Here is a 24911-nt window from a genome sequence, read left to right as displayed (position 1 = left end):
TCCTTACACCGATACTTTGTTTTTTAATAAATATTTACTAAATAAGATTGAACCTGTAATAATGATTGCAATAAGACCTATTTCCATATAAACGACTTCGCTTGGATAAAATGAGAAATCATTTCCAAAAACGTAAGATTGAATAATCTCTGGTATAAGAATTAAAACTACAATCGCCATAGCGTATAAAATCCCAAATAATATACCTTTCCAGCGATAACTACGTTCTAATAGTATGAATGTGAAAAGAGTAAACACTAAGCCCATTCCAATAAGATATCTAAAAATAAAATCCACAAAATTACTTGGTAAAATCATTTGAAAAATATTAGGGCCCATAACAAGTTCAACTGTATTCATTTTCCCTAAAAGTTCACCTGGAACTATTTGTTGAAATACGTTAATTTCAATTGGTAAAAGTATTAGTTGAAATGCCAGTAAACTCAACACCATAATTAAGATTGTAGTCGCTTTAGCAAAATAAATGGTCATTCTTGAAGTTGGTAACATAAATAAACGGTAAATAAACGTATTTTTTCCGAAATAATCTCTGTACCAAATGATAAAAACATAGAACATCATTAAAGCGACACTGATCACAATTGGCCCAATAAATAATGGATGATTAGCAACATGATTAAAGTTTAGCAATCCATTCGATGTAATAAATTCCTCCATTGCTTTCAAAGAACTCGCGTAATTTGCTTCATTCGCTTGGCTCATATACGAGGACTTTACTACAAATAAACTTACAAACTGTGAAATAGCAACTACTATTAATAACCCTATATATAATTTAAAAAATCGATTAACTTCAAAATTAACTAGTTTTAAATATCGATTCACGATTCATACACCTCTCTCATTACGTCCATAACTGACTTACCTTCTTCTAATCGAATTTCTTCTGTATAAAACTCTTTCAGAATTTCGCCGTTATCTAATAAAACGACCTTATCAATTAAATGCTCAATATCACTAATTTCGTGAGTAGTTATGATCACGCCTCGATCTTCTATTAAGTGACTCGTAAACACTTTTGCAATTTGCTCTCTACTAAACATATCGATACCAGAAAAAGGTTCATCCATCAGAACATAATCAACATCTAACCCTAAACCAAAAAGTAAATTTGCTTTTGCAGCATTCCCTTTTGAAAGCTCACCTAGTTTTTCATCTTCCTTTAAACGGAAAAAACCAAGTAATTCTTTAGCACGCTCTGGATTCCAATTTACATAAAAATCCTTCATAAACTGCATTGCTTCTCCAACTGTAAAACTAGGTAGCATTGTAAGCGTATCTGGAATAAATGTGATATTTTCGTACATTGTATGGTTCATTTTCTTATCATCTATTACTATTTCACCGCGATCGATTGGTGTAATCCCCATTATCGCCTTCATTGTTGTAGACTTACCAACACCGTTAATACCAATTAAACAAGTGATTTCTCCTTTATTTGCTGTGAAAGATATATCACGTAAAACATTTTTCCGACCATATTTTTTTGAAACATTCTTTACTTGTATCATTTAAGCCTCTCCTTTCCCTTCTTCTTTTATCTTTTGTTCATAGTTTTGTTTCACCATCGTAAGTAACTCTTCAACCGGAACATTTATTACTTTAATTGAATCAACAAATTCATTTACTGCTTCCATAATCAATTCATTTCGTACACCATTTAACACTTTTATATCAGTCGTAATCTTACTAGGGAAATTTCGTTCAGTCGTAATCAACCCTTGTTCCTCCATTTCCTTGTATGCTTTTTGTACAGTATTTGGATTTATATTAAATTGAACAGCTAATTCTCTTCTTGATGGTATTTCTTGACCAGCTTCTAATAGTCTTTTGGCAATTTGTTGTTTAAAATGCCTAACGACCTGTAGATAAACCGGTTCACGGTTATTCACTATAAATTCCATCAATCCACCTCCTCGTTCTTAATACAATTTAATTAGTATATGTGTGTACTACTTAGTTCATACACTTAATACACAACTATGCGTATCACTCGATTAATACACCTTATACGTGTACTATACAGGTAGTACACTAATATTGTCAATCATAAATTTAAAAATACTAGACTTAATTGAACCGATCCAATTAGTCTAGTATTTCTACACGATCCTTAATTTAGTTTTTTTCGATCTTTTCGAACAACTAAAAAGTAAAAGAAGACACTAGGCCAAGGGAATTGAATCATTCCTAACAGCCCCCATAACCAGGCTGAACGATTTCTCTTTTTAGCGTTTGTAAAAAGTGTGATACTTTGAGTTATTAAAATTATAAAGACTAAAACTAAAATGATAATATTTTCTGTTGTCCATTCCACTTTAGATCAACTCACTTTCAATTTTCTTTTTATCTCGTTTAAAAATAATCGGTAGTGCAATAAAGCCTAAAGCTTGAATAATAACAATGCTTACTGGTGCCTCTAAAGTAATTAGAAGTGCCCCGATGAATAGACTGCATGCTACACAAATGAATACGATTAGTTCTTTAAGAAAAATGGTTTTCTTTTTTTCCTGATGAACATTAAGTTTTTCCGTAATCGCACTGATTGAAGGTTCATGTACATTCGTTAATTCATCAAACTGCTTAAATGCTGAAACAATCTCTTCTTTATCCATCTTGCATTAACTCCTTTCTTAATTCCTTCATTCCATTATGAATTCTTGATTTAACCGTTCCTTCTCGAATTCCCATCATATTTCCAATTTCTTCGTTCGTATAGCCGTAGTAATGCTTTAATAATATAGCAGTTCTCACATCTGATTTAAGCTTTTCAAAGCCCTCCATAATATCACTCCACTCAAACCCTTTATAGGCTAACTGCCAATTTAAGGAGCGCGATAACTTTTCAGACTCATTTTTTTGCCAAAACCATTCGCGCTTTTTCCTTCTTTGTTGATCTAAATAAAGTCTAGTTGCGATTGTAATTAGCCAAGTTGAAAATTTGGATTGACCGTTGTATTTCTTAATATTGTCATAACCTTTCAACATCGTATCCTGCACTAAATCTTCTGCAGTTTGTTGATTTAGGGTCATTTTTAAAACGTATTTATATAAAAAGGAATAATGGATTTGAAAAAGTTTAGCAAATGCATCTTGGTCACCTTGCTGAGCATACTTTATAATTTCTAGTTCATCTAAATCCGCCATATCTTCCTCCCTTCTTGCTAATTCTATACAATTTTTATTTGGTTTCATTTGTTATACGAATAAGTTCTGCATATCGTTCATTTTTCTTTTAATTTTTTTCAAAAAAAAGTGAAGGGGAAATTCTACTTTCCCCTTCACTCTTATTAACCTTATTTAGGACGATCAATCGTAAACATTTCTCCAACCTTAGCATAGTCATTCCCTGCTAAACGGCTAACTGCTTTTAAGCCATCTGCATCTATACGTCCATTTTCATAAATTTCATCTTCTATATGAAAATAAACAACCTTGCCTATTAATAAGTCGCAAGCCTCATTATCTTTTCCTAATGGAATTGCCTGTTCTAAAATACATTCCATTCGAATTTTTGACTCTTTCACTCCTGGAACTGAAACCTTTACACTTTCTACAGGTGTTAATCCTGCTAACTCAATTTCACTTTCAGTAGATGGCAAAGCAGCAGCTGTTTTATTGATCGCTTCAACATTCGATTCATCAACGATATGAACGACGAACTCTTTTTTCTCAATCGCATTTCTAGCTGTATCTTTTTGTTTACCATTTTGTCGCTGAACAGATACAGATATCATAGGTGGATTAGCCGTTACGATGTTAAAATAGCTAAATGGTGCTCCATTTAAGACATTCTCATTTGATTCAGTTGTCACAAAAGCAATTGGTCTTGGAATTATACCGCCAATTAAGAACTTATAATTATCACGATCACTTAAATCTGCTGGAGAAAAAGATTTCATCATTATTGCATGCTCCTTAAAAGTTATTTTCGTACCAATCAGTTGCTGCTTCAATTTCCGATCTAGTTAAGCTATGCCCCATGTTTTCCCAATGAGTAACGACTTTTGCACCGGCACCTTCTAACAATGTTGCTAATTCTTCTGTTTCTTGTGGTAAACAGATTGGATCATTTTTTCCTGCCCCAATGAAGACTGACACATCCTTCATATTTGGCAATTCTAAATCACGAATCGGTACCATTGGATGCAATAGCATTGCGCCTTTAAATACATTTTCGTAATGGAACAGTAGACTACCAGCAATGTTTGCACCGTTTGAATAACCAATAGCAATCATATTATTTGGATCAAATCCATGTTCTGCGGACGCCGTTTCAATAAACTCTTTTAATTCTTTTGTACGGAAAACTAAATCATCCATATCAAATACACCTTCAGCTAATCGCTTAAAAAAACGTGGCATTCCATTTTCACTTACATTTCCTCTTACTGATAATACAGAAGCTTCATCATCGATCATCCCTGCAATTGGTAATAGATCAAGTTCATTCCCACCTGTACCATGTAATAATAAAAATGTTGGCTTCGATGGATTACTACCTCTATTAAATACGTGTTTCATCGTCATTCTCCTTTCACTTCTCTAACAACAATTGGTTGCAAGTGATTTTCTATTATTTCACGATTTGGTTCCTGCCACTTTGGTAGCATTAACTGTTCTCCTAAATGGTCTATATTCTCATCAATCGTAAATCCTGGTGGATCAGTTGCAATTTCAAATAATAACCCACCATTTTCACGAAAATAAATTGCATTAAAGTAATTTCGATCTTTTACTTCAGTAACTCCATAATGATTATCATATAATTTATGTTGCCATTTTACATGTTCTTCATCATTACTTGCTCTCCAAGCAATATGGTGGACAGTTCCCACTCCCATAACGCCTCTTCCTACTGCTGCTAATTCAATATCGATAATATTTCCGATGTCACTAGCAGCTTTGAAACGTAAATAGTTACCTTCTTGACCTAAGCATTCTAATTCCATTACGTTTTCCAACAGTTCAGCTGTTTTATTTGGTGCTCCAGAATATAAAACTGCACCACCAAACCCTTTAATTGCTACATCCTTTGTAACACCATTAAATTCCCAAGTATTTTCCTCGCCAGCTTCCCTTTCTACTAATTCAAGCTGTAAGCCGTGGAAGTCTTCAAATTGAAGAAATGTTTCTCCAAATCGACTTACTTTTTTTGTTTGAATTTTAAAAGATGTTAAACGGTTTTCCCAAAATTCCATTGAGTTAGCTGGGATTAAGAATGTTGTGATTCCTACTTGCCCACTTCCTACTTTTCCTCTGTATGCATTTGCCCAAGGGAAGAAAGTCATGATCGTCCCTGGTTTTGCAGTTTCGTCTCCAAAATAAAAGTGATACGTACCTGGATCATCAAAATTAATTGTTTTTTTCACAAAGCGTAAACCTAAAATCCCAGCGTAAAAATCCATATTTTCTTGTGGATCACCAACTATCGCAGTGATATGATGTATGCCTTTCATTTTCTCCATAAACTTTCCTCCGTTCTAATTCACTTTTTATTTAATTTCCTTAATAAAGTAAGTAATTGAAATTGCTCTTCTTCGGTTAATTTGCTGAATTGAGCTTGTTGAAACTCATCTTGTGAAGGTACGATTTCTTCATACATTTTTTGACCTATCTCTGTTAAAGAGAGATATTTGTTTTTCCATTCCACTTCTCTTTTAATCCACTGAAGCTCTTCCATTTTCTTTAATAGATGAGTCACATTTCCTTTTGTAACAACTAATTTATCGGCTAATTCTTGCTGAGTAAGACGCTTATTTCTCCCAACATGGACAATTACATCAAATTGAGCAGTCGTCAGTCCCCATTTTTTCAATTGATTATTTGATTCTCTAACATTTTTAAGATAAAAACGAGCTAATCGAAACCAAAGTAATACTGCTAAATTTTTTGATTTGTTTGTAGAAGCTTCATTATGACTATTTAACATTTTTGCACCTCTTTGATCGATCTTGTTATCAGTTTAATACTAAACTGATAACTTTGCAAGTAGATTGTTTGAACTAAATAAAAACCTTTTAAAAAAAAAGAAAAACTGTTGATTTCCGCTTCAGGACGTAATCTTCACTCTTTCACTATTTCTTTCTACAGTCTTAAATTCCCTTTAATTTCCTTCTTTTATTCTTTTTTTAATTAGTGATGATATAATGATGTTTAATTTCAATAACTAGAAAGACAGGTAAAATAGATGAAAATAAGACTACTGAAAATAAGTGCAAGTATTCTAATTTTATTTCTAATCTTATTTGGATTATACAAACTAATGAATGCGAGATCTTTTCAGCTTTTTGGAGGATTAACAAATGAAGTAAACACTAACCAAAAAGTAGTTGCTTTAACATTTGATGACGGTCCAACTAAAAATGTTGATGCCATTCTACCACTTTTAGATCAATACAATGCAAAGGCTACTTTTTTTCTAATCGGTAATGAAATTGAAAAGAATCCAGAAGAAGCTAAAAAAATTGTAGATGCGGGACAACAGATTGGAAACCATACATATTCTCATGACAGAATGGTGCTAAAATCACCTTCATTTATCAAGAACGAAATTGAAAAGACAGATAAACTAATACGAAAAGCTGGCTATAAAGGGGAAATTCAGTTCCGTCCCCCAAATGGAAAAAAACTATTTGGCTTACCGTATTACATGCATAAACATAACCGAGAAACGATCACATGGAATTTAGAACCAGATACTTTTTATACAAATCCTCAAGACAAAATAAACTATGTAAAGAAAAATATTAAACCGGGTTCAATTATTTTAATTCATCCGATGTATGATAAAACTGGCAAAGAATTAGAGACAATTAAGGGAATTTTGGATTTATTATCGAAAGATGGATATAAATTCGTGACAGTGAAAGAGCTTCAGAAGTTACAAAAAGACAAGTAGCATTATGCTCCTTGTCTTTTTGTATATTGATTATCGTTTTTTTTCTCTATAGAGAATTTAGTGCTTAAACTAAAGACTATAACTCCTAACACAGAGCCAAATGTATTTAATAATAAATCATCAATGTCACACGATCGATAATTATATCCAAGAATAAAACCAGTAGCTCCTTGTATTATTTCAATCCCTAAACTTACAGTAAAACCAACTAATATCACTTTATACTTCGAAATCATTGGATATAGAACTGGCAAAGCAAACCCTAACGGCATAAATAATAAAATATTTCCACCAACTTGCTTTAGAGCAATTGAAAATGATCCATATCTTATTGAATCTACAACTACTTTAAAGGGGACAAAATTATTTGTATTTCCCAAGTGATCCTCAATCATGACTTGAATTAGATATTTTTGATAAGGAAATGGGAACAAAGTAAAATCGACAAGACATGTAATATAGATGCCAAAGATAATCCAATATAAATATTTTACTAGAGTAATATAACCTTTAAAGAATCTATAACCAAAAAATAAAATGATTAAAGTCATGATAATGATACTAGGATATAAAAAATTTAACATTGCTGTCCTCCTCTTCACCTTCCAAGGAAAAAGGGTAAAACACTTGAAGCGTTTTATATCCACTTTCCATTTTTTACCATAATTCATTATTATACTATATCAAAATTACTATTTATTATATAGTCTTATATTCTCCACATTAGTGGCATTTTCTTTAGAAAAATTACTTTCATAAATGAAATGAATGTAAAAACTTTGAATATTACTTTTAAAAAAAATCCAAAATAATACTGGTATATTTTGAAAACATCTCAAAGGAGACATCTAGATGAAAAAACAATTACTAAAATTCACATCTCTATTTTTATGTTTTGCACTAATTTTATCCCCTATTAAATCCAGTGCCCAGCATGTTGATAATCGAGTTCAAGGAAGATGCATAAGTAACTCAGCATGTAATTTCAAAGCAGATATGAGAAAGCTTTGGATGGATCATTTAATATGGACTAGTAAGTATATTGTTAGTGCTGTTGCTGGAATGCCAGATAAGGACGTAGTACTAGCAAGACTCTTAAGAAATCAACAAGATATTGGGAATGCAATTAAACCATATTATGGTGCTGCCGCTGGAGATCAGCTTGCTAAATTACTAACCGACCATATTGTAATCGCCGGTAAAATTATTGATGCTGCGAAAGCAAATGATATGGCAACATTAAAAACATTGAACGACACATGGTTTAAAAATGCAGATGAGATTGCTGCATTCTTAAGTAAAGCAAATCCAAATTGGACAAATCAAGCTTTAAAAGACTTACTATATACACATTTAAAAATGGTAACAAATGAAGCTGTAACTAGAATAAAAATGGACTGGGATGGAAATATAAAAGCATTTGATGCTGGTCTTCAACATATGATCCCTATAGCTGATACAATTTCTTCAGGCATTATTAAGCAATTCCCAAATAAATTTAAATCTTAAACAAACGTTTGATTAAAAAACAAAAAAGATGAATTTAGCTCTAAACTAAATTCATCTTTTTTCTGCTTATTTTAAATCATGCAATCTTTCCATGATCCGTCTTTTTTTATAAAGCATTCTACCAGCTTCACCAAGATCTTCAATTGCTTGTTTATTTACATATGCACCAAATATTAAGCCTGCAATTGGAATCATTTGAAACAGCTTCTTCCATCCCATGTTGTCACGATATGTATAAAATACTTCTCTCCAACCCTCAATTTGAGAAAAGGCTTTTTTTCCTTCAATATTTGTTAACTCTTCTAATATCGCTTTTTTACCAACATATCAGCAGATGTAAATTGTAAGCACTTAATAATGAATACTCTCTCCATTTGATCATTTGGATCATAACCATAAGAAATCGCTATTTCTTGAAGTGTCTTTAATGTAAGTCCTAATAAGATTGGAATATCGATCGCAATTGTAAACATTCCACCAAAACCTGTGGTCGCTCCTTGGACTTTTGCAAATTGTTTACGACTAGCAATAAAATCATTCGAAACGCGATCCATTTGCTCAAGACTAAGTTGATTGACCATTTCAATTTCGGTTAGTTCCTGAATAGAAAGCTCCTTACTCATCCTATTTAAAGTTGAAGGAACACTAACTAAATATTGACCACCAGCATTCACATACTTAGATAGCTCATCTAAAATAACTCCAATCTTATCGTGAATGAACTTAGGTGTAATTTTATCCAAGATCATAAATGGAATTCTACCGATTTTCTCCCAAAAAAATACGCTTTTTTGATCTTTTTCCCATTTTTCAATTTCATTAAGCTGCGTAATTAGATACTCTTTCGTTTCCATAAACACTCCTATAATTTTTAATCTAAACATAGTAACTACTAAAACTATAAAGCTTTTTGTGAAAAAAACCAAAAATAAAAAAGGGCTGTTCTTAGACTTACACCCTTTTACTCTTTTGAGTAGTATGTTTCTTATTTTTGCTATTTTTACTTACTCATGAGTACCTTATAAGTTACTAAATTTCTTATTTTTGCTTTCGTACTTACTCATGAACCCTTTATGAGTTACTAAATTCCTCATGTTCTCTTTTTTACTTACTCATGAACCTTCTATGAGCTACTAAATTGCCCATTTTCAAATTTTTACTTACTCATGAACCCTCTATGAGTTACTAAATTTCTCATTTTCACATTTTTACTTACTCATGGACCCTTTATGAGTACTAAATTCCTCATGTTCTCTTTTTTACTTACTCATGAACTCTCAATGAGTTACTAAATATCTTATTTTCGCTATTTTACTTACTCATGAACCCTCTATGAGTTACTAAACTTCTTATTTTCACTTTTTTACTTACTCATGAACCCTCTATGAGTTACTATTTTTCTTATTTCTGCTTTCGTACTTACTCATAACCCCTCTATGAGTTACTTTTTTTCTTATTTCTGCTTTCATACTTACTCATAAACCCTCTTTGAGTTACTATTTTTCTTATTTCTGCTTTCGTACTTACTCATGAACCCTCTTTGAGTTACTATTTTTCTTATTTCTGCTTTCATACATACTCATGAACCCTCTATGAGTAAGATGCTTTCGTTTTCTTACATCTAAAAAACAAGGTACCCCATAAAAAGTGGGACACCCTGTTCTAATGTTTAAAATGCTCTTGATCATCACCCTAAAAATCTTATTTTTTCAGGATTTCGAAGCATATAAATACTTCGATAACGGTCTCCTTCTATTTCAAAACAAATTACGGTTGGTTCTTCGCCTTCACTTTTAACAATTAAGCCAATTTGATTATTAATCAAAACAATTTCAGTTTCAGATAAAGAATTAACTTTCTTCCTTACACCAAGAAGGAAGGCAATAACATTTTTCTGTAGATTGATTGGGCGAAGAGCAGCTTTCGTTTTGCCACCAGCGTCTGTAATTAGTACGATATCTTCCGTTAAAAGTGAGATTAGCATATCTAAATTACCTGTTTCTGCAGCTTCAATAAATCGTTTTGCAATGTCTAGCTCTTGATTTAGATTTCGTTTTTCAACTACATCCTTACTTTGGACTTTGCGCTTAAGTCTACTGAATATTTTACGGCAATTCAATTCGGTCTTATTTAAAATATTTGCGATTGTTCGAAAGTCAAACTGAAAGGCTTCCCGTAATACAAATACTGCTCTTTCGGTAGGGTTTAACTGTTCAAGTAAAACTAAAAATGCATAGGTGATCGTTTCATCTAAAATCATCTTTTCCATCGGATCATCATTTAAATCTTCCGGTAATTTTTGAATAATCGGTTCTGGAAGCCATGGTCCTATATAAACTTCACGTTTATTTTTTGAGGATTTTAATAAATCTAAGCAACGGTTTGTCATTATTTTACATAAGTATGCTTTTATATTATTTGGCTCTTCTTTTGAGGTGGATTGATTCATCTGTTGAACTGTGAGAAAAGTATCCTGCACCAAATCCTCCGAATCCTCAACCGATCCTAACATACTATATCCGATTGAAAATAAAAGTGGCTTATATTGAGAATATAGATAGTCTACTTCCATGAAGTATCTTCTCCTCTATTTTAAATTAGTTGAAGTTCAAGCTTCTCATTTATTAGTTTAGTAGCATTTTTAGCACTCGTTAAAGATGCATTCAATAGAAGTTCTGTCTCCCCCACCCAGTCTCCTGCAATATAAATACCTTCTAAGCCAATATCACTATTTGATAAATGATTGTCTAATTTATGAAATGGCTTTTTTATGTCGTTAGAAACGATAAGCTTAGGAAGATAGCGACGTGAAATTACATAGTCTCTCCAACCTGGTTGAAGCAAATCAAGTAAGCTTTCTAGTTCTACCTCATCTTTTTCAGAATCTGTTTCGTTGACCGAGTTTAAATATTTCATTAGATGAACTACAATTTCGCCTTCTTTATTCGATAATTTCGCGACTGATGAATGATTTGAAAAATACCACGGTTGGTCAACTCCTAAAGCAAAGTTGAGTTTTGGATTTGGTAAACCATTCATTACAAGGTCAAGGCATGCAGCTTTTACAGGAATCGTTTGATTACATTTTTGTAAAAATGAATCTGAGATTGGCTCATCTATTAACTTAACAAAATCAATTGGATTAATTGTCGATAACAAACAGCTCGTGTTGATCCTAGTATCATTTTTCAAAATAAGATTTATGTTTGGATAAGTTCCAGTGATTTTAGACACTACTGTACTATTTTGAATCGTAACACCAAGTTGATTCGCCTTTTTAATTAGGTCATTAACAATTGATTGCCATCCTTCGTTTATATACATAACTTTCGCGCTACGAAGCTGACCAATTGCCACTCCTGCACTTATTAATTCAGAATTACTTGTAAAAGTAGATACACGTATAAAAGCTAAAATTAAATTCTTTACACGACGACTTGTTATTTTTCGATTTAAATATTCTTCTAAACTAATATGATTGATTTCCTCTAAATCCATTTTACGAATATGTCGGTAAAATCGAATAAATTCCATTTTTTCTTTCCATTTTAAATGATTACCCAAAAATAAATTAAATGCTTCGATTATTTTCATTTGACTAAATTGATCACCAAGAATAAATGCACCACTCAATTTTGGAACCCTGCCAGAAACAGTAACACCAACCTCATTTAAAATTTCGATACAGTTTATATATAATGCGTGTGCTCCAAGATTTAAATATGCATCGCCAATTGTATTCGAAATACCTCTCCCACCTAATTTAGATGCTTTATCCAATAGAAGTACTTTTTTACCTGCTTGAGCTAAGTAGATCGATGCAGTTAATCCAGCAATACCACCACCTAATACAGTAACATCCCATTTTTGATGACCATCTATTTGATTTAGTTTCATAATATTATCTCTCCCTTTCCTTTTCTTCACTAATTAAGACGAATGAAATACAAAAAATGTGACATATAGTAGAGCAGGAATAGGAAAAATAATTTATTTAGGCTTCGGACGGGCCTATTTCATTTCCTACGAATAGTCAAAAATAGAATCACATAAAATTACTTTGACAGATAGAGTAATTATTGTTAACATTACTCTATCAGATAGAATAATCTTATAGAAGGTGAATAGGTGAATTATGGTAAGAAGTGACATCATACGCGGGCATCTTGACTCAATCATATTAAAACTTATTTCTGAGAAAGACCGCTATGGATATGAGATTTCTCAAGAAATTGGATTACGGACAGACAATCGGTTTCAAATAAAAGAAGCAACATTATACGCTGTATTTCAGCGCTTAGAAAAAAAGGAATTAGTGGAAGCTTATTTTGGCGATATTACACACGGTGGAAAAAGAAAATATTACAAAATCACTTCATTAGGTAAAGCATATTTAAGTGAATTAGTAAAAGAATGGCAAGAAGTAAAAGAAATTATTGATCTATTCATGGAGGAGAAATAATGAAAAAAATTAGAAATCATATTGAAGAACTATTTAAAGATGTTCCTAAAACTGAACAATCAGAAATAGTTAAACAAGAGATTATTCAGAACTTAGAAGAAAAAGTCATGTTTTTAATGGAAAATGGTAAGGACGAAGAAGATGCTATAAACAAAGCGATTGTAGAATTTGGGGACATTGAGGAATTAAAGAGAGAACTTGGTGTTAAAAAACCAGATAGCAAGAAAGCAAATTTTGCAAAACTAAATTTATCCTATTCAATTTGGGGTAGTGGATTACTAATTGCTTTATTCTTATTTATTAATTTTTACTACACTCCACAGACTATATGGTTTGTGTACCCAACGTTTGGTCTATTATGGTGGCCTCTTTCAATGTATTTCTACTGGCAACGTAAAAAGTGAGGTGAAGCACAGTGAAAAATTATATCGGTTTTGCAACTGCAGGCTGTATTATGACAATGGTCTTTTTTATGCTCGTTAATTTTATTACATCTCCTAGCACGATTTGGTTCATTTACCCATGTTTTTTCATTTTATTTTGGCCAATTAGTTTATATTTCATTGGAAAAAGATCGACGAAACAATTCTCAATCTTTAGTAGTATCGTACTCCTTGCTTTCTTGTTAACGGAAAACTTAATTCACTCTCCTGATTATCTTTGGTTTTTCTATGCTGCCTTTCCAATTATTAGTTGGCCAATTCTCATGCATTTAGGTAAGAATGCTAGAACATTACCGATTGCACTCCTTGGCAGTATCATTACAATCGCATACTATGGGCTTTTGAATTTTATCTCATCTCCAGATTATCTTTGGGTCATTTATCCGGCATTTGCAATTATTTGGTGGCCTTTATCCATTTATCATGCGAATAGAAAATCGTTTGTAGCATTTTCGTTTACAGCTAGCATACTAATTAGTCTTTTCTTTATCATTGTAAATATCATTTCATCCCCAGATACAATTTGGGCTGTATATCCAATTTTTGCAGTTATTTGGTGGCCTTTAAGTATGTATTTTTATAGTTATAAAAAGAAACAAATATAGGCACTAATTGGTGGACTTCATACAATGAGGTCCATTTTTTATAAATAAGAAAAAGCGATTCTCATAAAGAATCGCTTCACGGACTTATTCTGCTTCAGAAACCAAAGTAAATCGTTCGTTAATATGCTGTGGATTTTCAATCTCGTCTAATAATGCAATTGCATAGTCAGCATAACTTACGTAGCTATTACCTTTTTTATTAACAATAAAATTGTCTTTTCCTTTTTGATAAGCCCCAGTTCGTTTACCATTCGGATCAAAAAATGCTGCTGGACTAATAAATGTCCAATTAATATCAGTTGTTTTTTGTAAGTCGTGAAGACCTTTTGTCATATTTGATGCAGTAGCATAATATTCTTTTGGAAATTCAGGTGTGTCAACTAATTGAATCGTTTTTTCTTCATCAACATACAAGCTTCCAGCTCCACCAACTACGATTAATCTAGTATCGTTAACACCTTTTAAAGCATTTATTAAAACATTCCCAGCTTCAATATAAAGATTCTCTTGGCCTTCAGCTGCTTTAAATGCATTTACAACAACATCAAATTGCTTTAAGTCAGCTGAATTTAGATCTAATAAATCCTTTTCCAATACTGATACTTCTTTATTTGTTAATTTAGAAGCATTTCTTACGATTGCTGTTACCTCATGTCCTCTTTCTACTGCTTCTTTTAAAATAAGGTTACCTGCTTTTCCTGTTGCTCCAATAATACCAATTTTCATCTTTTTTCTTCCTCCTTAATTCTTTAAAAATTGTTTTGAACTCAAAGTCGTAACTAAAATAGTTACAACTAGTTTAAAAAAATATAATATATAGATGTAACAACACCAGTTACATCATTTATAAAAAAAATTGAATGATACTATCCAATTTTTTTGCTTAATACTGTAACTAATTCTTCCATAGTAACTTCATCCAGTATTTTTTCCATTGCATCTTGTGCTCGATTTAAGATTAGTTCTAGCACTGCTTGGATATTTGCACCTACTGGACATTTAGGATTCGGTTTCTCATGAAATTGAAAAAGTTCTCCTTCTTCTACAACTTCAACTGCTCTATAAACATCTAAAAGAGTAATTTCATTTAACGGCTTACGAAGTGAAGCTCCACCGGTTCCTCGACGGACTTGAATTAAGCCAGCATTCTTAAGTTTTCCCATTACTCTTCTAATTACGACTGGATTTGTATTTACACTTCCTGCAATCCATTCGGAAGTACAAAGCGCACTATTCTCAATCGTGACCAAAGATAAAATATGAACAGCAACGGTAAAACGACTACTGATTTTCATAGGATTCAACCTCCGATGTAACTATTATAGTTACAACATTTATTAATTGTCAATAATATTTATTTTACACAAATTTATGATCGATACTATATTTTTTTATTTAATAAAGCAAGTTAAACAGCAGAAAATCGTTTATGGCTACTATTAGAAGTAAACTCAGACCAGTATCTTAATGGTTAAATTTAACTTATAGATGGAAAAAAATGGTTAAACAGCAATGATAGGTAATTTATCCTTAAATTATAAGAAAGATTCATAAAAAGGGCGAAGAAAATGAATGGAAATGATATTGCTTATCTAATTTACTTTACGATAATAGGCTTGTTTTTGCTGGTCTTTGGAATTATGTATAAAAAAGAAGCACATGCAGATTTAAAAAATAGTGGAGTTGGAGGAAATGGTGTAAGTGGAATAGGTGCTATATTGTTCTTTTTGCCTCATTGGGTGTATAAAGCAATATTTATTGCATTAGGCGCATTCCTAACGATTGGAATTTGGTATGTTATGTTTTTTTACAATTAATAAAAGACTTTCTATTCAATTCTAGGAAACAGCAAAAAAAAAGAAGCTATTAGTATATAGCTTCCTTCTTTACTTAATAAATGAAATAATTCCTAAAACAACAATCATTAAACCAGCCATTTTATTTACTAAACCTAAGTGAGTTATAATTTTATTTCGAAACAAACTAACTACGCTACTTAAAATAAACCACCAAGAAACTGCACCTAAAAAAACACCTATAATTAATGAAACTGTTGATTCTATAGATGTGGAACTTTGATCAAAACCCACCCCTGCAAACATTGCTACAAAGTTTAAAATTGTTACAGGATTTGTGATCATTAATAAAAATGTAGAGATAAACATGCTAACCATGCTTTCACCCTTCAAATTCGAGGCAGTTTTAGCAGGTCTTTTTAGAAAGGTTTTAATTCCTAAATACAATAAAAATATTGCACCTACGATTCGAAGAACAAATTCCTGCTCAATTAAAAATGATGAAACAATAGAAAAACCAAACGCGGCAATACTAACGTAAAATAAGTTAGCTGAAGATGCGCCTAATCCTGTCATAAATCCAGCTGTTTTTCCTTTAGATAAAATTCTTTGTATGCACAATAAACCAACCGGGCCTATAGGTGCTGAAACTGATAAACCTAAAATAAAACTTTTTATTAATAACATCTAAATACCCTCTTACGCTTACTTTACATTAATCCATATAAAGCTATACAACCAAAAATAATAATAATAATACCTGATAAACGGTTAATTAATGTTAAAGAACGATCATTGATTCGAGTTCTAAATAGTCCCACACCACTGCTTAATATTACCCACCATAAACTTGAACCACAAAATACACCTAATACTAAAATAACGGAAGAAACAATATTGCTATTTGAATTTGAGATTCCTAATCCCGCAAAAATGGCGATAAATGATAGAATTGTCATTGGGTTTGTTAGCGTTAAAAATAAAACTGATAAAAACGCATTCATTATATTTTTCTTCTGCGTATCAGATTGAGTATAACTGGCTTTTGAAATAAGTGTTTTTACACCTAAATAACAGAGGAAGAAACCACCGATTAACTGAATCCAAAAATGCTGACCAATCAAAAAATTCATAATTACAGTTAATCCAAAGCCTGCAACTAAGCCATAAATACCATCAGCAGTAGCAGCCCCAAGACCAGAAACTAAACCAACCATTCTTCCATACGCTAGAGTTCTACGAATACACAGTACCCCAATTGGGCCAACAGGTGCAGCAATTGATAGGCCAATTATTAATCCTTTAATGTAAAATTCAAAATTCATGTTGCCCTCCCTACTCTATAGAAAATTTATTTTTTTGTAATGGCAGTCGAAAGGTTTCTTTCGTTGTATCCATTACAATTGTTGTTTTTGTTCTTATTACACCCTTTAACCCTTTTATTTCATGGCTAATTACTCGATCCAAGTCTTTTGTATTTCTACTTCTTATTTTTAGTAAATAATCATCTTCACCCGCAATATGGTGACATTCCTGCACTTCCTCTAATTGATTAACAAGCTCTAAAAATGGAGCTCGATTTTCAGGTCGCTCAAGCGAGACAGCTACAAAGGCAGTTAATTCACTTCCAACTTTTTCTGAATCAACTAGCACACCAAATCCTTTAATTACACCTTGTTCAACTAATCGGTTAACTCGTTCAGCAGTAGCCGGAGCTGACAAGCCAACTTCACTAGCTAAATCCGCCCACTTTATTCTTGAATTATCCATTAAATGATTAATAATTTTTAAATCGAAAGCATCCATCTACTCAAACCTTCTTTTTGTAAGTATTTATTCCATTTTACTTATTTTATGAAAGTATTTCAATGTTTCTGAGTAAAAATACAATCTAATATGCACGTTTAATAAACATATTTATTTACAAGTACTAATAAGATAAAAAAGGAAGACAATCTTTATCGAAGGGGGCGTCATTTTGTGAAAAGAGACCCGTTTGAATATCGAAAAAGACTAAGGGAAAGAGAAAAAGAAAGAGAAAGAGAGTTAAATGAAGAAAATGAAAGAGAGTCTAATGAAGAGAAAGAAGTAAAACCAAAAGAAGAAAAACCTCAAACACATGTACATGAATTTGTAGCTAGCACTAAATTGGCAGAAGAAGATGACGATCGACATAATCATCGCTTTGCTGGAGTTACAAGTGAAGTCATTCCCAAAGGAAGACATAGTCATGTACACCGAATTGTAGTAAATACAGATTTTCTAGATCATCATCACGAGGTTATTATTGAAACTGGTCCTCCTATTCCGGTAGGAAACGGTAAGCATGTTCACTTTGTCAAAGGAATGACAACGATCAATGATGATCATGAACACGATCTGGAATTCGCTACTTTAATTGATAGACCATTAGTTTAAGGCAATTGTAAATTTCAATTTATGTATATTTTATTAAGCATAATATACATAATTTATATCCTAATAAATTAAAGACCTCAGACTACACAATATTAAAACACGATGAAGAACCTTCCATAAAAGGCTCTCCATCGTGTTTTTTCGAATATGAAATCTTAAGTATTCTTCAATCCTTCAGTATTCATTAACACAACCCTCCATCTATCTGGGTCTTCGAATGTAATACCTTTTCCGCGCCAATAAGGATTCTCAGGTTCAACTGCAAAATACCCCATATTATTTAATCGATTTTTGACCAAATCTATTTCAGCTTTATTAGGTATATAAAATACTAAAAGATTATCCTTTGTTGGAGCAGGACATGGACTTCCATCAATATGTTGAGTAAATTCTAAATGGTATTCAACATCAGGTAATCCGAACATGATTCCATCATACCCATTATGATTTTGAAAACTGCCCACGGTTTTTAATCTAAGTCCTTCACCATAGAATTTACTTATTTCAGCTAATTGGTTTGTAGGTCTTGCAATTCTAAACTGAACCCAGTTTTTCAATGTTATCACCTTATCCTTTAATAATTTGATGCAACCCATTCTTCATTTAGCTTTTTTGAAATTTGAGTATAGAGCTTCAATTCTTGAAATATGCTATCTACTGAATAAGATGTATTTTCTTCTAACGTAGTACCTTCTGACATAAAGTCTGATGGGTCAATCACAACTTGTTTCGATAAAACATTTGCATATAATGCTCTTAAAACAATTCTCATATTGTTAAGTGCATTAATTCCACCCTTTCCTCCACCGGCTACAGCCAAAATTGCAACTGGCTTATCTTTAAAATGCTTACTTCCTAAAAAGTCAAAAGCGTTTTTTAATGCTCCGCTCATTCCACCATGATATTCCGGTGTTGCAATGATCATAGCATCAGCATTTTCTAGCTGTGATCTTAGTTTTTGGATAGTAGCAATTTCATTTTGCTCCTCTTGACCATTATAAATTGGTAACACTAGTTCACTTAAATCAATTGTTTTTACATTGTATTTTTTCGAGATGATTGTCGCTAATTTACCTGTACGACCTTCTTTTCTTGGACTACCATTAATCATTAAAATATTCATATTTTCCACTCCTTTAATTCGTACCTTTAGTATAGTCAATTCATAATGTCCGAACTTCGGTCATTTGATAGAACTTTTCTACACGTTTAGGAGTATATAAAAATAAAAAAAATCTACAACTAAAGTTGTAGATTTCAAACTGAAAGACGTTCGGTTTCTTGATTACTATGATCTTGATTCATTTTTTGATAAACTTTAATATTTTGATAAACTAATTCAAGTAATTTAGCAATTATATCCTTTTTCTTTGCAAGTTCTAGTAAATGCCCTTGCAAATGGTCCCCTTCTACTAACGAATTTTTTTCCATATCCCTCTGCAAAGATGATTTCATATCATATCCAAGAGCATCGATTGATTTCATATGCTCATCCACAATATTTTCAGAAATTGGCGCACCATGGGACCTCATAATATTAGCGCATTCTTCAAATAATTCACTGATAATAGCTCTTCCACCTTCACTTTCTCTAATTGGGCCAATAGGAGCACGCATAAGAGACGTTACGCCAGACATTACAGTAATAAACAAATATTTGTGCCACATATCTCGTTCAATCTGCTTACTATGGACAAAGTCAGCTTTTGAACCGCTAAATGCATCAGCAATTTTTTTAATACGGTCAGTTTCTTTACTTAAGAATTCACCAAATACAAGTCTAGCAGCTTTACTTGTTTGAGCAACTTCCCCTGCTTCATTTAAAGTAGTTTCGATAAAACATAAACCGCCTATAACCTTTTCTTCACCAAATGCCTGCTTTAAGGGATTTAGATGAGCAATACCATTCAAAAGTGGTAAAATAACAGTTTGATCGCCTACGAATGGTTTTACATCCAGAATGGCATTGCTTAAATGATATGACTTAGTTGAGAAAAGTACGATGTCAAAAATCTCGGCAGGACTCTTTGCAGTAATTAGATTCGGTTGAAATGAAAAATCACCATTCACACTCCGAATGACTAAACCATTTTCCTCTAGCTGTTTTTTCCGATTAGCTCGTACTAGAAATGTAACATCTTCTCCCTTTTCTACTAAGCGTCCTCCAAAATAGCCGCCAATTCCTCCAGCTCCTAATACAAGAATTCGCATTACACTCTTCCTTTCTATTAAAAAGTAAAAATCTGTAACTTACTAATGTCTATTTCAAAATCCCATTTCGTACTGCATATAGTGCCAATTGAGTTCGATCTTGAAGCTGAGTCTTGGCTAAAATATTCGAAACATGGGTTTTTACAGTTTTTTCTGTAATAAATAATGATGCTGCTATTTCTTTATTACTCTTACCCCTCGTAATTTCCTTCAATACATCCATTTCTCGCTTAGTTAATTTGTCTTGAAATGACTCATCGTTCTTCGTTTCTATCTTCCCAGTTAAAGCAGAAACTAATTGCGTCGTAACCTTCGAATGAAACTGTTTTTCCCCATCGTATATCTTTCGGATCGCGGAAACGAGTTCATCTGGATCACTATCCTTTAAATAATATCCCGCTGCACCCGCTTCAATTGCAGGTAAAATATGATCTTGATCATAAAAACTAGTTAAAATCATTACTTTAACTGCTAAGCCTTCTATTTTTATTCTTTTGGTAGCTTCAATTCCATCTAGAACTGGCATTGATAAATCCATGATGACAATATCAGGTCTTAACTCTTTTACTAAGCTTAATGCCTCTTCTCCGTTCGATGCATCTCCAATAACTTCGATATCATCTTGCGTATTTAAGAAAAAAATAAGTCCTCTCCTAACTACATGATGATCATCAGCAATTAATATTTTAATAGACATAAAACTCTCCTTCTTAAAAAGGGATATTCGTCGTAATTTTTGTTCCTTTATTCAAATCACTTTCAACTAAAAACGACCCTTTTATCGATTCGACTCTTTCCTTCATGCTTTTCAAACCTAATGTTGGAATTTGTACATCCTTTGGGCAGATAAAACCTACACCTTGATCTCGAATCGTCATTTTAACTTTCTTTGTACTGATTGATAACTGTAAATATACCGTATTTTGTCCTGAATGTTTTCTACAATTATTAAACGCTTCCTGACCTACGCGCCATAATGTTTCTTCTATTTTAGAAGGTAATATCGTTGTTCCTTTTACATTACTAATTACTTTTAATCCTAGCATTTCACCATAGTTAATTAATGCACTAACTATTCCTTTTTCAATCCCTTGTGGTCTAAGCTGCCATATTAATGCTTTCATTTCTGCTTGTGCTTCTTGGGCAATTTGTTGAATATGATTAAATGTATCCTTTAACTTCGGACTGTCGGATACATTTGCCCCTGCTTTAGCAGTTACATTAATCGAAAACAATAATTGACTAACTGAGTCGTGTAGGTCCTTTGCAAGGCGATTTCTTTCTTGAATCAGCTCAAACTCTTTTACCTTTTCTGTTAATTGAATTCGTTTAATTGCTGTTCCAATTTGTAATGCAACTGCACCTAGTAAATTTAATTCTTCCTGATCAAATTTTAATTTATTAGAGGCAGCTACATTTAATAAACCAAAAGATTCTTCACCTGCTTGCAATGGTACAGTCGCATGATGGGTGACACCATTTGTTTCTCCCCACTTATGAATAATTGAGTCTTCTAATCTTTTACATTCCATAATGTTTGATGCCTTGTTAAGTCTTCCGGTATTATATTTATCTACACACCAACAATCTCCATTGCACATTGGCTTAGCCTCTTCGTTCATAAGAGCTGGAGGTAATTTATGTGAAGCAACTAATTCAAAGTCCCCATTTTTATCAATTAAAAAGATCCATCCTGTATCTAAACCCGTAACTTGAACTAACTTGGCTAAGGCACAATTGAGGGTACTGTATAGATCAGTACCCTCGTTTAATATTTCGGCAATTTCTTTTAATACTTGTAGCTCTAAAAGAAATGATTCTTTTTTCATACTTAGGCTAATTCCTTCATTCGACGATCAAGTTGTTCAAGCACCATCGGCCACGCTTGTTCGTGTTGGTCTCTTGATAATTCATCTGGGAATCCTGCATGAGTCAATCTAATAACTGTCGCTCCACTTTCATTTGTTGAAAACTCTACAGTGACTACCGTCTCCGTTTTAGATCCAGAAGTGAACCAAGTAATCTCAACAAGTTGATTATGCTCAAGTTTTAAAAAGCGACCATAATGAGGATGGCGTTTATCTTCAAAATGGGTCTCAAAGAAAAATACAGAATTAACCTCTGCCTTCATAATTACCGAACCTGGCGCAGCAAACCAATCACCGAATCTTTTTGTCCAAGCTTCATACAAAACATCGATAGTATTTTCCATTACTCGTTCCACAGTGAGACTATGTGGTCTACTCGATAAATCTGGATAACTAATAATATTCATATTAATCCCTCCAAAAGGTATATAGTTATTCATTTTCATTAATAATAGCTAGCATTTGGTGATCTTCCCATTTCCCATTTATACGTACATTTTTCTTGGCAATTCCCTCTTTATGGAAACCCGCCTTTTCTAATACTCTTATTGAACCAATGTTATGCGGCATTACACCCGCTTCAAGGCGATGCAATTTTAATTCATTAAAGGCATATTCTACAACTAACTTTGCAGCTTCAGTTGTATATCCTTTACCATTATGTTGTTCATCTAAAGAATAACCAACAAAACAACTTTGTAAATCTCCTCTTAAAACCTCTGCTAGCATCGTAAAACCTATAAAAGCATCTGTTTCCTTTAAAAAGATACCAAAGCCATAATACAGATCATTGTCGCTTTTCTCTTTATATGACTTAATACGATCTTGCTGAGCTTCCAAAGTATAGAAACTTTCGTCTTTTATATATGTAAAAGGTTTAAAAAACTCTCTATTTCGAACTTCGTAAGATAAAAAATCTTCTGCATCTGCAACTTCTAAATGTCTTAAATATATATTATTACCAACTAATTTCATCTTTTTCCTACACTCCCTAATTTCCCTGCTTTTCCTAACCCATTAAACGCCTGTTGCCCATATAATTCTAGGATCGATTTTACGGACTAGACGGTACGCTATCGGTTTAAAACCATTTTTTGGCCAGAATCTCGAGGATTGTAAATTCGTTATTCTCCAATCTGTTTCGCAAAGTTTATAGCCTTCTTTTTCAGCAAAAGTAAGTCCATGCTGTAATAAGGCCTTACTAACACCTATTCCGCGAGAAGATTCGACCGTTGCTCCTATTACTAAACTAATGCAAGATTCAGGTGTTAATAAATTCTCATCAGATGCTGTAGCTGATTCAAATACTTGAAGACCTACAATCTCATTTTGATAGAGCGCTAACCATAATGTTGCCGCTTCATCATTAATAATTTCTGCGTAACCTTCCTGATAGTCATCTCTTTCTTCAATAAACCCTGGTGCAAATACAGGTGACTTCGCTTGGTGTTCCATGATTACGGTTGCTAATTCACGGATTCTTTTTTCATCTTCACTAGTTGCCAATCGAATTTGAATATCTTCAAATACTTTATCCGACGAAACTGACAAATCACGTAAACCATGAACCTGTTCATAGGCAAATCCTAAACGAAGCCAAGCATCTAAAGTTGACTTATTTCCACTTGGTACCATTACGTAATGATTAAACGAACCAAGCACTACCATTTTCTTGGCAAACTCTGCATATAATTCACGATATAATTCTACATATTCACTTTCAGCTATAGCCATACCTGCATACTTAATCCATGTATGACGTTCTCGATTTTTATCTGTTTGAATTGACCCAATCATATAGCCAACTAACTCGGAATCTTTCACCGCTGCAATACCAAAACTATCCTTTTCATTAAAAAGTGCCTCAATAGCTTTCTTAGCATACGTAGCCTCTTCAAATTTAGATGGTAATTCAGGGTTGTTACTTCGGTCATACATATGACGGATAGCCAAAAGACTAGCCGCTTCTTCTAAGTGTATATTTTCGAATGCGATAAATTTCATAACAAACCTCCTTGCAACTTATACAAGTGCAACCGCTTGATAATCCAGACTATTCTAATTGTATTGATATTCACTCATTACTAGTTCCATAAAAAGAGCATTACTTCCTGCTTATAGCTGAATAATGCTCTCTCATCTAGTAAAATTCAACAACCTTCTTTTGTATTTGTTAATTAAATCATATCAATTTTCTTAAAATTAACAATTTAATTCTAACTAAGCATTCAATTAAAAATAAAAAACCACTGTTTATATACAGTGGTTTATCAAATAATCTTTAATGAAATTCTAAAAACTCGACTCTATTCCCAAATGGATCATTAACAAAAAAGCGAGTACGACCTTCTATTGGTGGTTCCTCTTTTATTTCAAAGTTGAGTTGAAGGAGTTGCTCTCTTAATGCCTCTATGTTTGTAACAATTAAACCAGGATGAGCTTTTTTAGGTGCTATAAAATCTTCTTGAATACTAATATGAATTTCTTGATTACCGCAAATAAACCAGCATCCACCTCTGCCTTTTAAATTTTCCGGCTTTGGCAATTCCTTCATTCCTAGAATTCCATTATAAAATTTTCTCGCTTCGTCCTCTCCACCTTTTGGACAAACTAATTGAATATGATCAATTCCTTTTACTTCAAATGCCATTGACTAGCACCTCTCTCATTATGAAAA

General features: G+C 32.6%; 33 protein-coding genes and 1 pseudogene. 7 read left to right on the top strand and 27 right to left on the bottom strand.

From position 1 onward, the window contains the following. Window positions 1-3: 3 nt before the first annotated feature. From COE53_RS03390 to COE53_RS03345, 9 genes are all read right to left on the bottom strand, one after another. Window positions 4-846, bottom strand: coding sequence for a hypothetical protein (locus COE53_RS03390; RefSeq protein ID WP_098947469.1), 843 nt, complete (start codon window positions 844-846; stop codon window positions 4-6). After that, entirely contained in the window at window positions 843-1532 is a 690-nt protein-coding gene (locus COE53_RS03385) for an ABC transporter ATP-binding protein (RefSeq protein WP_025568296.1), read from the bottom strand. The genes COE53_RS03390 and COE53_RS03385 overlap by 4 nt, the downstream gene beginning before the upstream one ends. Beyond that, the gene (locus COE53_RS03380; protein WP_025568295.1) at window positions 1533-1925 is read right to left on the bottom strand and encodes a GntR family transcriptional regulator; all 393 of its coding nucleotides are present in this window, start codon (window positions 1923-1925) and stop codon (window positions 1533-1535) included. It lies immediately after the preceding gene. 414 nt (window positions 1926-2339) lie between these two features. Beyond that, the gene (locus tag COE53_RS03370; RefSeq protein WP_025568293.1) at window positions 2340-2636 is read right to left on the bottom strand and encodes a DUF5345 family protein; all 297 of its coding nucleotides are present in this window, start codon (window positions 2634-2636) and stop codon (window positions 2340-2342) included. After that, window positions 2629-3168 (bottom strand): RNA polymerase sigma factor SigY, encoded by a 540-nt coding sequence (gene sigY / locus COE53_RS03365; protein ID WP_025568292.1) that lies wholly within the window; start codon window positions 3166-3168, stop codon window positions 2629-2631. Before sigY ends, COE53_RS03370 begins: the two co-directional genes overlap by 8 nt. Window positions 3169-3317: 149 nt before the next feature. Further along, a complete protein-coding gene (locus COE53_RS03360) occupies window positions 3318-3923 on the bottom strand; it encodes a flavin reductase family protein (protein WP_025568291.1) in 606 nt (201 codons plus the stop codon). 16 nt (window positions 3924-3939) lie between these two features. After that, a complete protein-coding gene (locus tag COE53_RS03355; RefSeq protein ID WP_025568290.1) occupies window positions 3940-4545 on the bottom strand; it encodes an alpha/beta hydrolase in 606 nt (201 codons plus the stop codon). A gap of 2 nt (window positions 4546-4547) precedes the next feature. Continuing rightward, window positions 4548-5489 carry a ring-cleaving dioxygenase gene (locus tag COE53_RS03350; RefSeq protein ID WP_025568289.1) on the bottom strand — a complete coding sequence of 314 codons (942 nt, stop codon included), beginning with the start codon at window positions 5487-5489 and terminating at the stop codon, window positions 4548-4550. A 20-nt stretch (window positions 5490-5509) separates the two neighbouring features. Then, window positions 5510-5953: a MarR family winged helix-turn-helix transcriptional regulator gene (locus COE53_RS03345; protein WP_069034936.1), complete on the bottom strand. Its 444-nt coding sequence runs from the start codon at window positions 5951-5953 to the stop codon at window positions 5510-5512. Window positions 5954-6211: 258 nt separating this feature from the next. On the opposite strand from COE53_RS03345, the gene COE53_RS03340 reads away from it, so the two are divergent. After that, the gene (locus COE53_RS03340; RefSeq protein WP_091023406.1) at window positions 6212-6922 is read left to right on the top strand and encodes a polysaccharide deacetylase family protein; all 711 of its coding nucleotides are present in this window, start codon (window positions 6212-6214) and stop codon (window positions 6920-6922) included. Between the two features lie 2 nt (window positions 6923-6924). On the opposite strand, the gene COE53_RS03335 is transcribed toward COE53_RS03340, so the two are convergent. Beyond that, entirely contained in the window at window positions 6925-7506 is a 582-nt protein-coding gene (locus COE53_RS03335) for a VanZ family protein (protein WP_175495622.1), read from the bottom strand. Window positions 7507-7774: 268 nt separating this feature from the next. Here COE53_RS03335 and COE53_RS03330 point away from each other — a divergent pair, with 268 nt between their 5' ends. Beyond that, window positions 7775-8431 (top strand): glycosyltransferase, encoded by a 657-nt coding sequence (locus COE53_RS03330; protein ID WP_069034939.1) that lies wholly within the window; start codon window positions 7775-7777, stop codon window positions 8429-8431. A 66-nt stretch (window positions 8432-8497) separates the two neighbouring features. Here COE53_RS03330 and COE53_RS03325 read toward each other — a convergent pair. The 3 genes and pseudogenes from COE53_RS03325 to COE53_RS03315 all read right to left on the bottom strand — a co-directional run bounded on the left by COE53_RS03325 (window position 8498) and on the right by COE53_RS03315 (window position 12328). Next, window positions 8498-9285: pseudogene (locus COE53_RS03325) on the bottom strand (EcsC family protein). An 833-nt stretch (window positions 9286-10118) separates the two neighbouring features. Further along, window positions 10119-11003 (bottom strand): RNA polymerase sigma factor SigJ, encoded by an 885-nt coding sequence (sigJ, locus tag COE53_RS03320; RefSeq protein ID WP_025568283.1) that lies wholly within the window; start codon window positions 11001-11003, stop codon window positions 10119-10121. Between the two features lie 20 nt (window positions 11004-11023). Continuing rightward, entirely contained in the window at window positions 11024-12328 is a 1305-nt protein-coding gene (locus COE53_RS03315; RefSeq protein ID WP_025568282.1) for an FAD-dependent oxidoreductase, read from the bottom strand. Window positions 12329-12566: 238 nt separating this feature from the next. On the opposite strand from COE53_RS03315, the gene COE53_RS03310 reads away from it, so the two are divergent. Genes COE53_RS03310 through COE53_RS03300 form a run of 3 tightly spaced genes read left to right on the top strand, consistent with a single transcriptional unit; the run spans window position 12567 to window position 13941 of the window. Then, window positions 12567-12893 (top strand): PadR family transcriptional regulator, encoded by a 327-nt coding sequence (locus COE53_RS03310; RefSeq protein WP_025568281.1) that lies wholly within the window; start codon window positions 12567-12569, stop codon window positions 12891-12893. After that, on the top strand, window positions 12893-13297 hold the full coding sequence (locus COE53_RS03305; RefSeq protein WP_025568280.1) for a permease prefix domain 1-containing protein: 405 nt from the start codon (window positions 12893-12895) through the stop codon (window positions 13295-13297). Before COE53_RS03310 ends, COE53_RS03305 begins: the two co-directional genes overlap by 1 nt. 11 nt (window positions 13298-13308) lie before the next feature. Continuing rightward, window positions 13309-13941, top strand: a complete 633-nt coding sequence (locus COE53_RS03300) for a hypothetical protein (RefSeq protein ID WP_025568279.1) — start codon at window positions 13309-13311, stop codon at window positions 13939-13941. 84 nt (window positions 13942-14025) lie between these two features. Here the strand turns inward: COE53_RS03300 and COE53_RS03295 are convergent, their stop codons facing one another. Beyond that, window positions 14026-14667, bottom strand: coding sequence for an NAD(P)-dependent oxidoreductase (locus tag COE53_RS03295; RefSeq protein WP_025568278.1), 642 nt, complete (start codon window positions 14665-14667; stop codon window positions 14026-14028). Between the two features lie 140 nt (window positions 14668-14807). Further along, a complete protein-coding gene (locus tag COE53_RS03290; RefSeq protein ID WP_025568277.1) occupies window positions 14808-15236 on the bottom strand; it encodes an Rrf2 family transcriptional regulator in 429 nt (142 codons plus the stop codon). 273 nt (window positions 15237-15509) lie between these two features. Here COE53_RS03290 and COE53_RS03285 point away from each other — a divergent pair, with 273 nt between their 5' ends. Continuing rightward, window positions 15510-15758, top strand: coding sequence for a hypothetical protein (locus tag COE53_RS03285; RefSeq protein WP_025568276.1), 249 nt, complete (start codon window positions 15510-15512; stop codon window positions 15756-15758). Between the two features lie 69 nt (window positions 15759-15827). Here the strand turns inward: COE53_RS03285 and COE53_RS03280 are convergent, their stop codons facing one another. Genes COE53_RS03280 through COE53_RS03270 form a run of 3 tightly spaced genes read right to left on the bottom strand, consistent with a single transcriptional unit; the run spans window position 15828 to window position 17543 of the window. After that, the gene (locus COE53_RS03280) at window positions 15828-16424 is read right to left on the bottom strand and encodes a LysE family translocator (protein WP_098947467.1); all 597 of its coding nucleotides are present in this window, start codon (window positions 16422-16424) and stop codon (window positions 15828-15830) included. A gap of 23 nt (window positions 16425-16447) precedes the next feature. After that, window positions 16448-17062 carry a LysE family translocator gene (locus tag COE53_RS03275; protein WP_025568983.1) on the bottom strand — a complete coding sequence of 205 codons (615 nt, stop codon included), beginning with the start codon at window positions 17060-17062 and terminating at the stop codon, window positions 16448-16450. A gap of 10 nt (window positions 17063-17072) precedes the next feature. Further along, the gene (locus COE53_RS03270) at window positions 17073-17543 is read right to left on the bottom strand and encodes an Lrp/AsnC family transcriptional regulator (protein ID WP_025568984.1); all 471 of its coding nucleotides are present in this window, start codon (window positions 17541-17543) and stop codon (window positions 17073-17075) included. Between the two features lie 174 nt (window positions 17544-17717). Between COE53_RS03270 and COE53_RS03265 the strand changes: the two genes are divergently transcribed. Continuing rightward, complete coding sequence (locus tag COE53_RS03265; RefSeq protein ID WP_025568985.1) at window positions 17718-18155, top strand: YmaF family protein; 438 nt, start codon at window positions 17718-17720, stop codon at window positions 18153-18155. Window positions 18156-18310: 155 nt separating this feature from the next. Here the strand turns inward: COE53_RS03265 and COE53_RS03260 are convergent, their stop codons facing one another. The 9 genes from COE53_RS03260 to COE53_RS03220 all read right to left on the bottom strand — a co-directional run bounded on the left by COE53_RS03260 (window position 18311) and on the right by COE53_RS03220 (window position 24884). Continuing rightward, window positions 18311-18712, bottom strand: a complete 402-nt coding sequence (locus COE53_RS03260; RefSeq protein WP_025568986.1) for a VOC family protein — start codon at window positions 18710-18712, stop codon at window positions 18311-18313. A gap of 17 nt (window positions 18713-18729) precedes the next feature. After that, window positions 18730-19278: an NADPH-dependent FMN reductase gene (locus tag COE53_RS03255; RefSeq protein ID WP_069034941.1), complete on the bottom strand. Its 549-nt coding sequence runs from the start codon at window positions 19276-19278 to the stop codon at window positions 18730-18732. Window positions 19279-19412: 134 nt separating this feature from the next. Next, the gene (locus tag COE53_RS03250; RefSeq protein WP_098947465.1) at window positions 19413-20366 is read right to left on the bottom strand and encodes a ketopantoate reductase family protein; all 954 of its coding nucleotides are present in this window, start codon (window positions 20364-20366) and stop codon (window positions 19413-19415) included. Window positions 20367-20415: 49 nt separating this feature from the next. Then, window positions 20416-21063, bottom strand: a complete 648-nt coding sequence (locus COE53_RS03245) for a response regulator (RefSeq protein WP_098947464.1) — start codon at window positions 21061-21063, stop codon at window positions 20416-20418. Between the two features lie 13 nt (window positions 21064-21076). Beyond that, window positions 21077-22195: a GAF domain-containing sensor histidine kinase gene (locus COE53_RS03240; protein ID WP_025568990.1), complete on the bottom strand. Its 1119-nt coding sequence runs from the start codon at window positions 22193-22195 to the stop codon at window positions 21077-21079. A gap of 2 nt (window positions 22196-22197) precedes the next feature. Then, window positions 22198-22641, bottom strand: coding sequence for an SRPBCC family protein (locus COE53_RS03235; RefSeq protein WP_091023392.1), 444 nt, complete (start codon window positions 22639-22641; stop codon window positions 22198-22200). Between the two features lie 25 nt (window positions 22642-22666). After that, complete coding sequence (locus COE53_RS03230; RefSeq protein ID WP_025568992.1) at window positions 22667-23209, bottom strand: GNAT family N-acetyltransferase; 543 nt, start codon at window positions 23207-23209, stop codon at window positions 22667-22669. A 42-nt stretch (window positions 23210-23251) separates the two neighbouring features. After that, window positions 23252-24238, bottom strand: coding sequence for a GNAT family N-acetyltransferase (locus tag COE53_RS03225; RefSeq protein ID WP_098947462.1), 987 nt, complete (start codon window positions 24236-24238; stop codon window positions 23252-23254). A gap of 277 nt (window positions 24239-24515) precedes the next feature. Beyond that, window positions 24516-24884 carry a VOC family protein gene (locus tag COE53_RS03220; protein WP_025568995.1) on the bottom strand — a complete coding sequence of 123 codons (369 nt, stop codon included), beginning with the start codon at window positions 24882-24884 and terminating at the stop codon, window positions 24516-24518. Between the last annotated feature and the right edge of the window lie 27 nt (window positions 24885-24911).

The organism is Bacillus sp. AFS029533, assembly GCF_002585125.1.
GTDB lineage: Bacteria > Bacillota > Bacilli > Bacillales > Bacillaceae_G > Gottfriedia > Gottfriedia luciferensis_B.
Note: the sequence above shows the minus strand (reverse complement) of the source record. Positions and strands in the feature narration are given on the sequence as shown.

Excerpts from the sequence above, each read along its gene's own strand:
- COE53_RS03285 (WP_025568276.1), top strand. The coding sequence starts at position 15,510 with ATGAATGGAAATGATATTGCTTATCTAATTTACTTTACGATAATAGGC.
- COE53_RS03345 (WP_069034936.1), bottom strand. The coding sequence starts at position 5,953 with ATGTTAAATAGTCATAATGAAGCTTCTACAAACAAATCAAAAAATTTA.
- COE53_RS03220 (WP_025568995.1), bottom strand. The coding sequence starts at position 24,884 with ATGGCATTTGAAGTAAAAGGAATTGATCATATTCAATTAGTTTGTCCA.
- COE53_RS03315 (WP_025568282.1), bottom strand. The coding sequence starts at position 12,328 with ATGAAACTAAATCAAATAGATGGTCATCAAAAATGGGATGTTACTGTA.
- COE53_RS03250 (WP_098947465.1), bottom strand. The coding sequence starts at position 20,366 with ATGCGAATTCTTGTATTAGGAGCTGGAGGAATTGGCGGCTATTTTGGA.
- COE53_RS03280 (WP_098947467.1), bottom strand. The coding sequence starts at position 16,424 with ATGTTATTAATAAAAAGTTTTATTTTAGGTTTATCAGTTTCAGCACCT.
- COE53_RS03385 (WP_025568296.1), bottom strand. The coding sequence starts at position 1,532 with ATGATACAAGTAAAGAATGTTTCAAAAAAATATGGTCGGAAAAATGTT.
- COE53_RS03235 (WP_091023392.1), bottom strand. The coding sequence starts at position 22,641 with ATGAATATTATTAGTTATCCAGATTTATCGAGTAGACCACATAGTCTC.
- COE53_RS03310 (WP_025568281.1), top strand. The coding sequence starts at position 12,567 with ATGGTAAGAAGTGACATCATACGCGGGCATCTTGACTCAATCATATTA.
- sigJ (WP_025568283.1), bottom strand. The coding sequence starts at position 11,003 with ATGGAAGTAGACTATCTATATTCTCAATATAAGCCACTTTTATTTTCA.
- COE53_RS03380 (WP_025568295.1), bottom strand. The coding sequence starts at position 1,925 with ATGGAATTTATAGTGAATAACCGTGAACCGGTTTATCTACAGGTCGTT.
- COE53_RS03370 (WP_025568293.1), bottom strand. The coding sequence starts at position 2,636 with ATGGATAAAGAAGAGATTGTTTCAGCATTTAAGCAGTTTGATGAATTA.
- sigY (WP_025568292.1), bottom strand. The coding sequence starts at position 3,168 with ATGGCGGATTTAGATGAACTAGAAATTATAAAGTATGCTCAGCAAGGT.
- COE53_RS03230 (WP_025568992.1), bottom strand. The coding sequence starts at position 23,209 with ATGAAATTAGTTGGTAATAATATATATTTAAGACATTTAGAAGTTGCA.
- COE53_RS03255 (WP_069034941.1), bottom strand. The coding sequence starts at position 19,278 with ATGAATATTTTAATGATTAATGGTAGTCCAAGAAAAGAAGGTCGTACA.
- COE53_RS03305 (WP_025568280.1), top strand. The coding sequence starts at position 12,893 with ATGAAAAAAATTAGAAATCATATTGAAGAACTATTTAAAGATGTTCCT.
- COE53_RS03330 (WP_069034939.1), top strand. The coding sequence starts at position 7,775 with ATGAAAAAACAATTACTAAAATTCACATCTCTATTTTTATGTTTTGCA.
- COE53_RS03350 (WP_025568289.1), bottom strand. The coding sequence starts at position 5,489 with ATGGAGAAAATGAAAGGCATACATCATATCACTGCGATAGTTGGTGAT.
- COE53_RS03225 (WP_098947462.1), bottom strand. The coding sequence starts at position 24,238 with ATGAAATTTATCGCATTCGAAAATATACACTTAGAAGAAGCGGCTAGT.
- COE53_RS03360 (WP_025568291.1), bottom strand. The coding sequence starts at position 3,923 with ATGAAATCTTTTTCTCCAGCAGATTTAAGTGATCGTGATAATTATAAG.
- COE53_RS03295 (WP_025568278.1), bottom strand. The coding sequence starts at position 14,667 with ATGAAAATTGGTATTATTGGAGCAACAGGAAAAGCAGGTAACCTTATT.
- COE53_RS03270 (WP_025568984.1), bottom strand. The coding sequence starts at position 17,543 with ATGGATGCTTTCGATTTAAAAATTATTAATCATTTAATGGATAATTCA.
- COE53_RS03245 (WP_098947464.1), bottom strand. The coding sequence starts at position 21,063 with ATGTCTATTAAAATATTAATTGCTGATGATCATCATGTAGTTAGGAGA.
- COE53_RS03275 (WP_025568983.1), bottom strand. The coding sequence starts at position 17,062 with ATGAATTTTGAATTTTACATTAAAGGATTAATAATTGGCCTATCAATT.
- COE53_RS03335 (WP_175495622.1), bottom strand. The coding sequence starts at position 7,506 with ATGTTAAATTTTTTATATCCTAGTATCATTATCATGACTTTAATCATT.
- COE53_RS03240 (WP_025568990.1), bottom strand. The coding sequence starts at position 22,195 with ATGAAAAAAGAATCATTTCTTTTAGAGCTACAAGTATTAAAAGAAATT.
- COE53_RS03355 (WP_025568290.1), bottom strand. The coding sequence starts at position 4,545 with ATGAAACACGTATTTAATAGAGGTAGTAATCCATCGAAGCCAACATTT.
- COE53_RS03290 (WP_025568277.1), bottom strand. The coding sequence starts at position 15,236 with ATGAAAATCAGTAGTCGTTTTACCGTTGCTGTTCATATTTTATCTTTG.
- COE53_RS03340 (WP_091023406.1), top strand. The coding sequence starts at position 6,212 with ATGAAAATAAGACTACTGAAAATAAGTGCAAGTATTCTAATTTTATTT.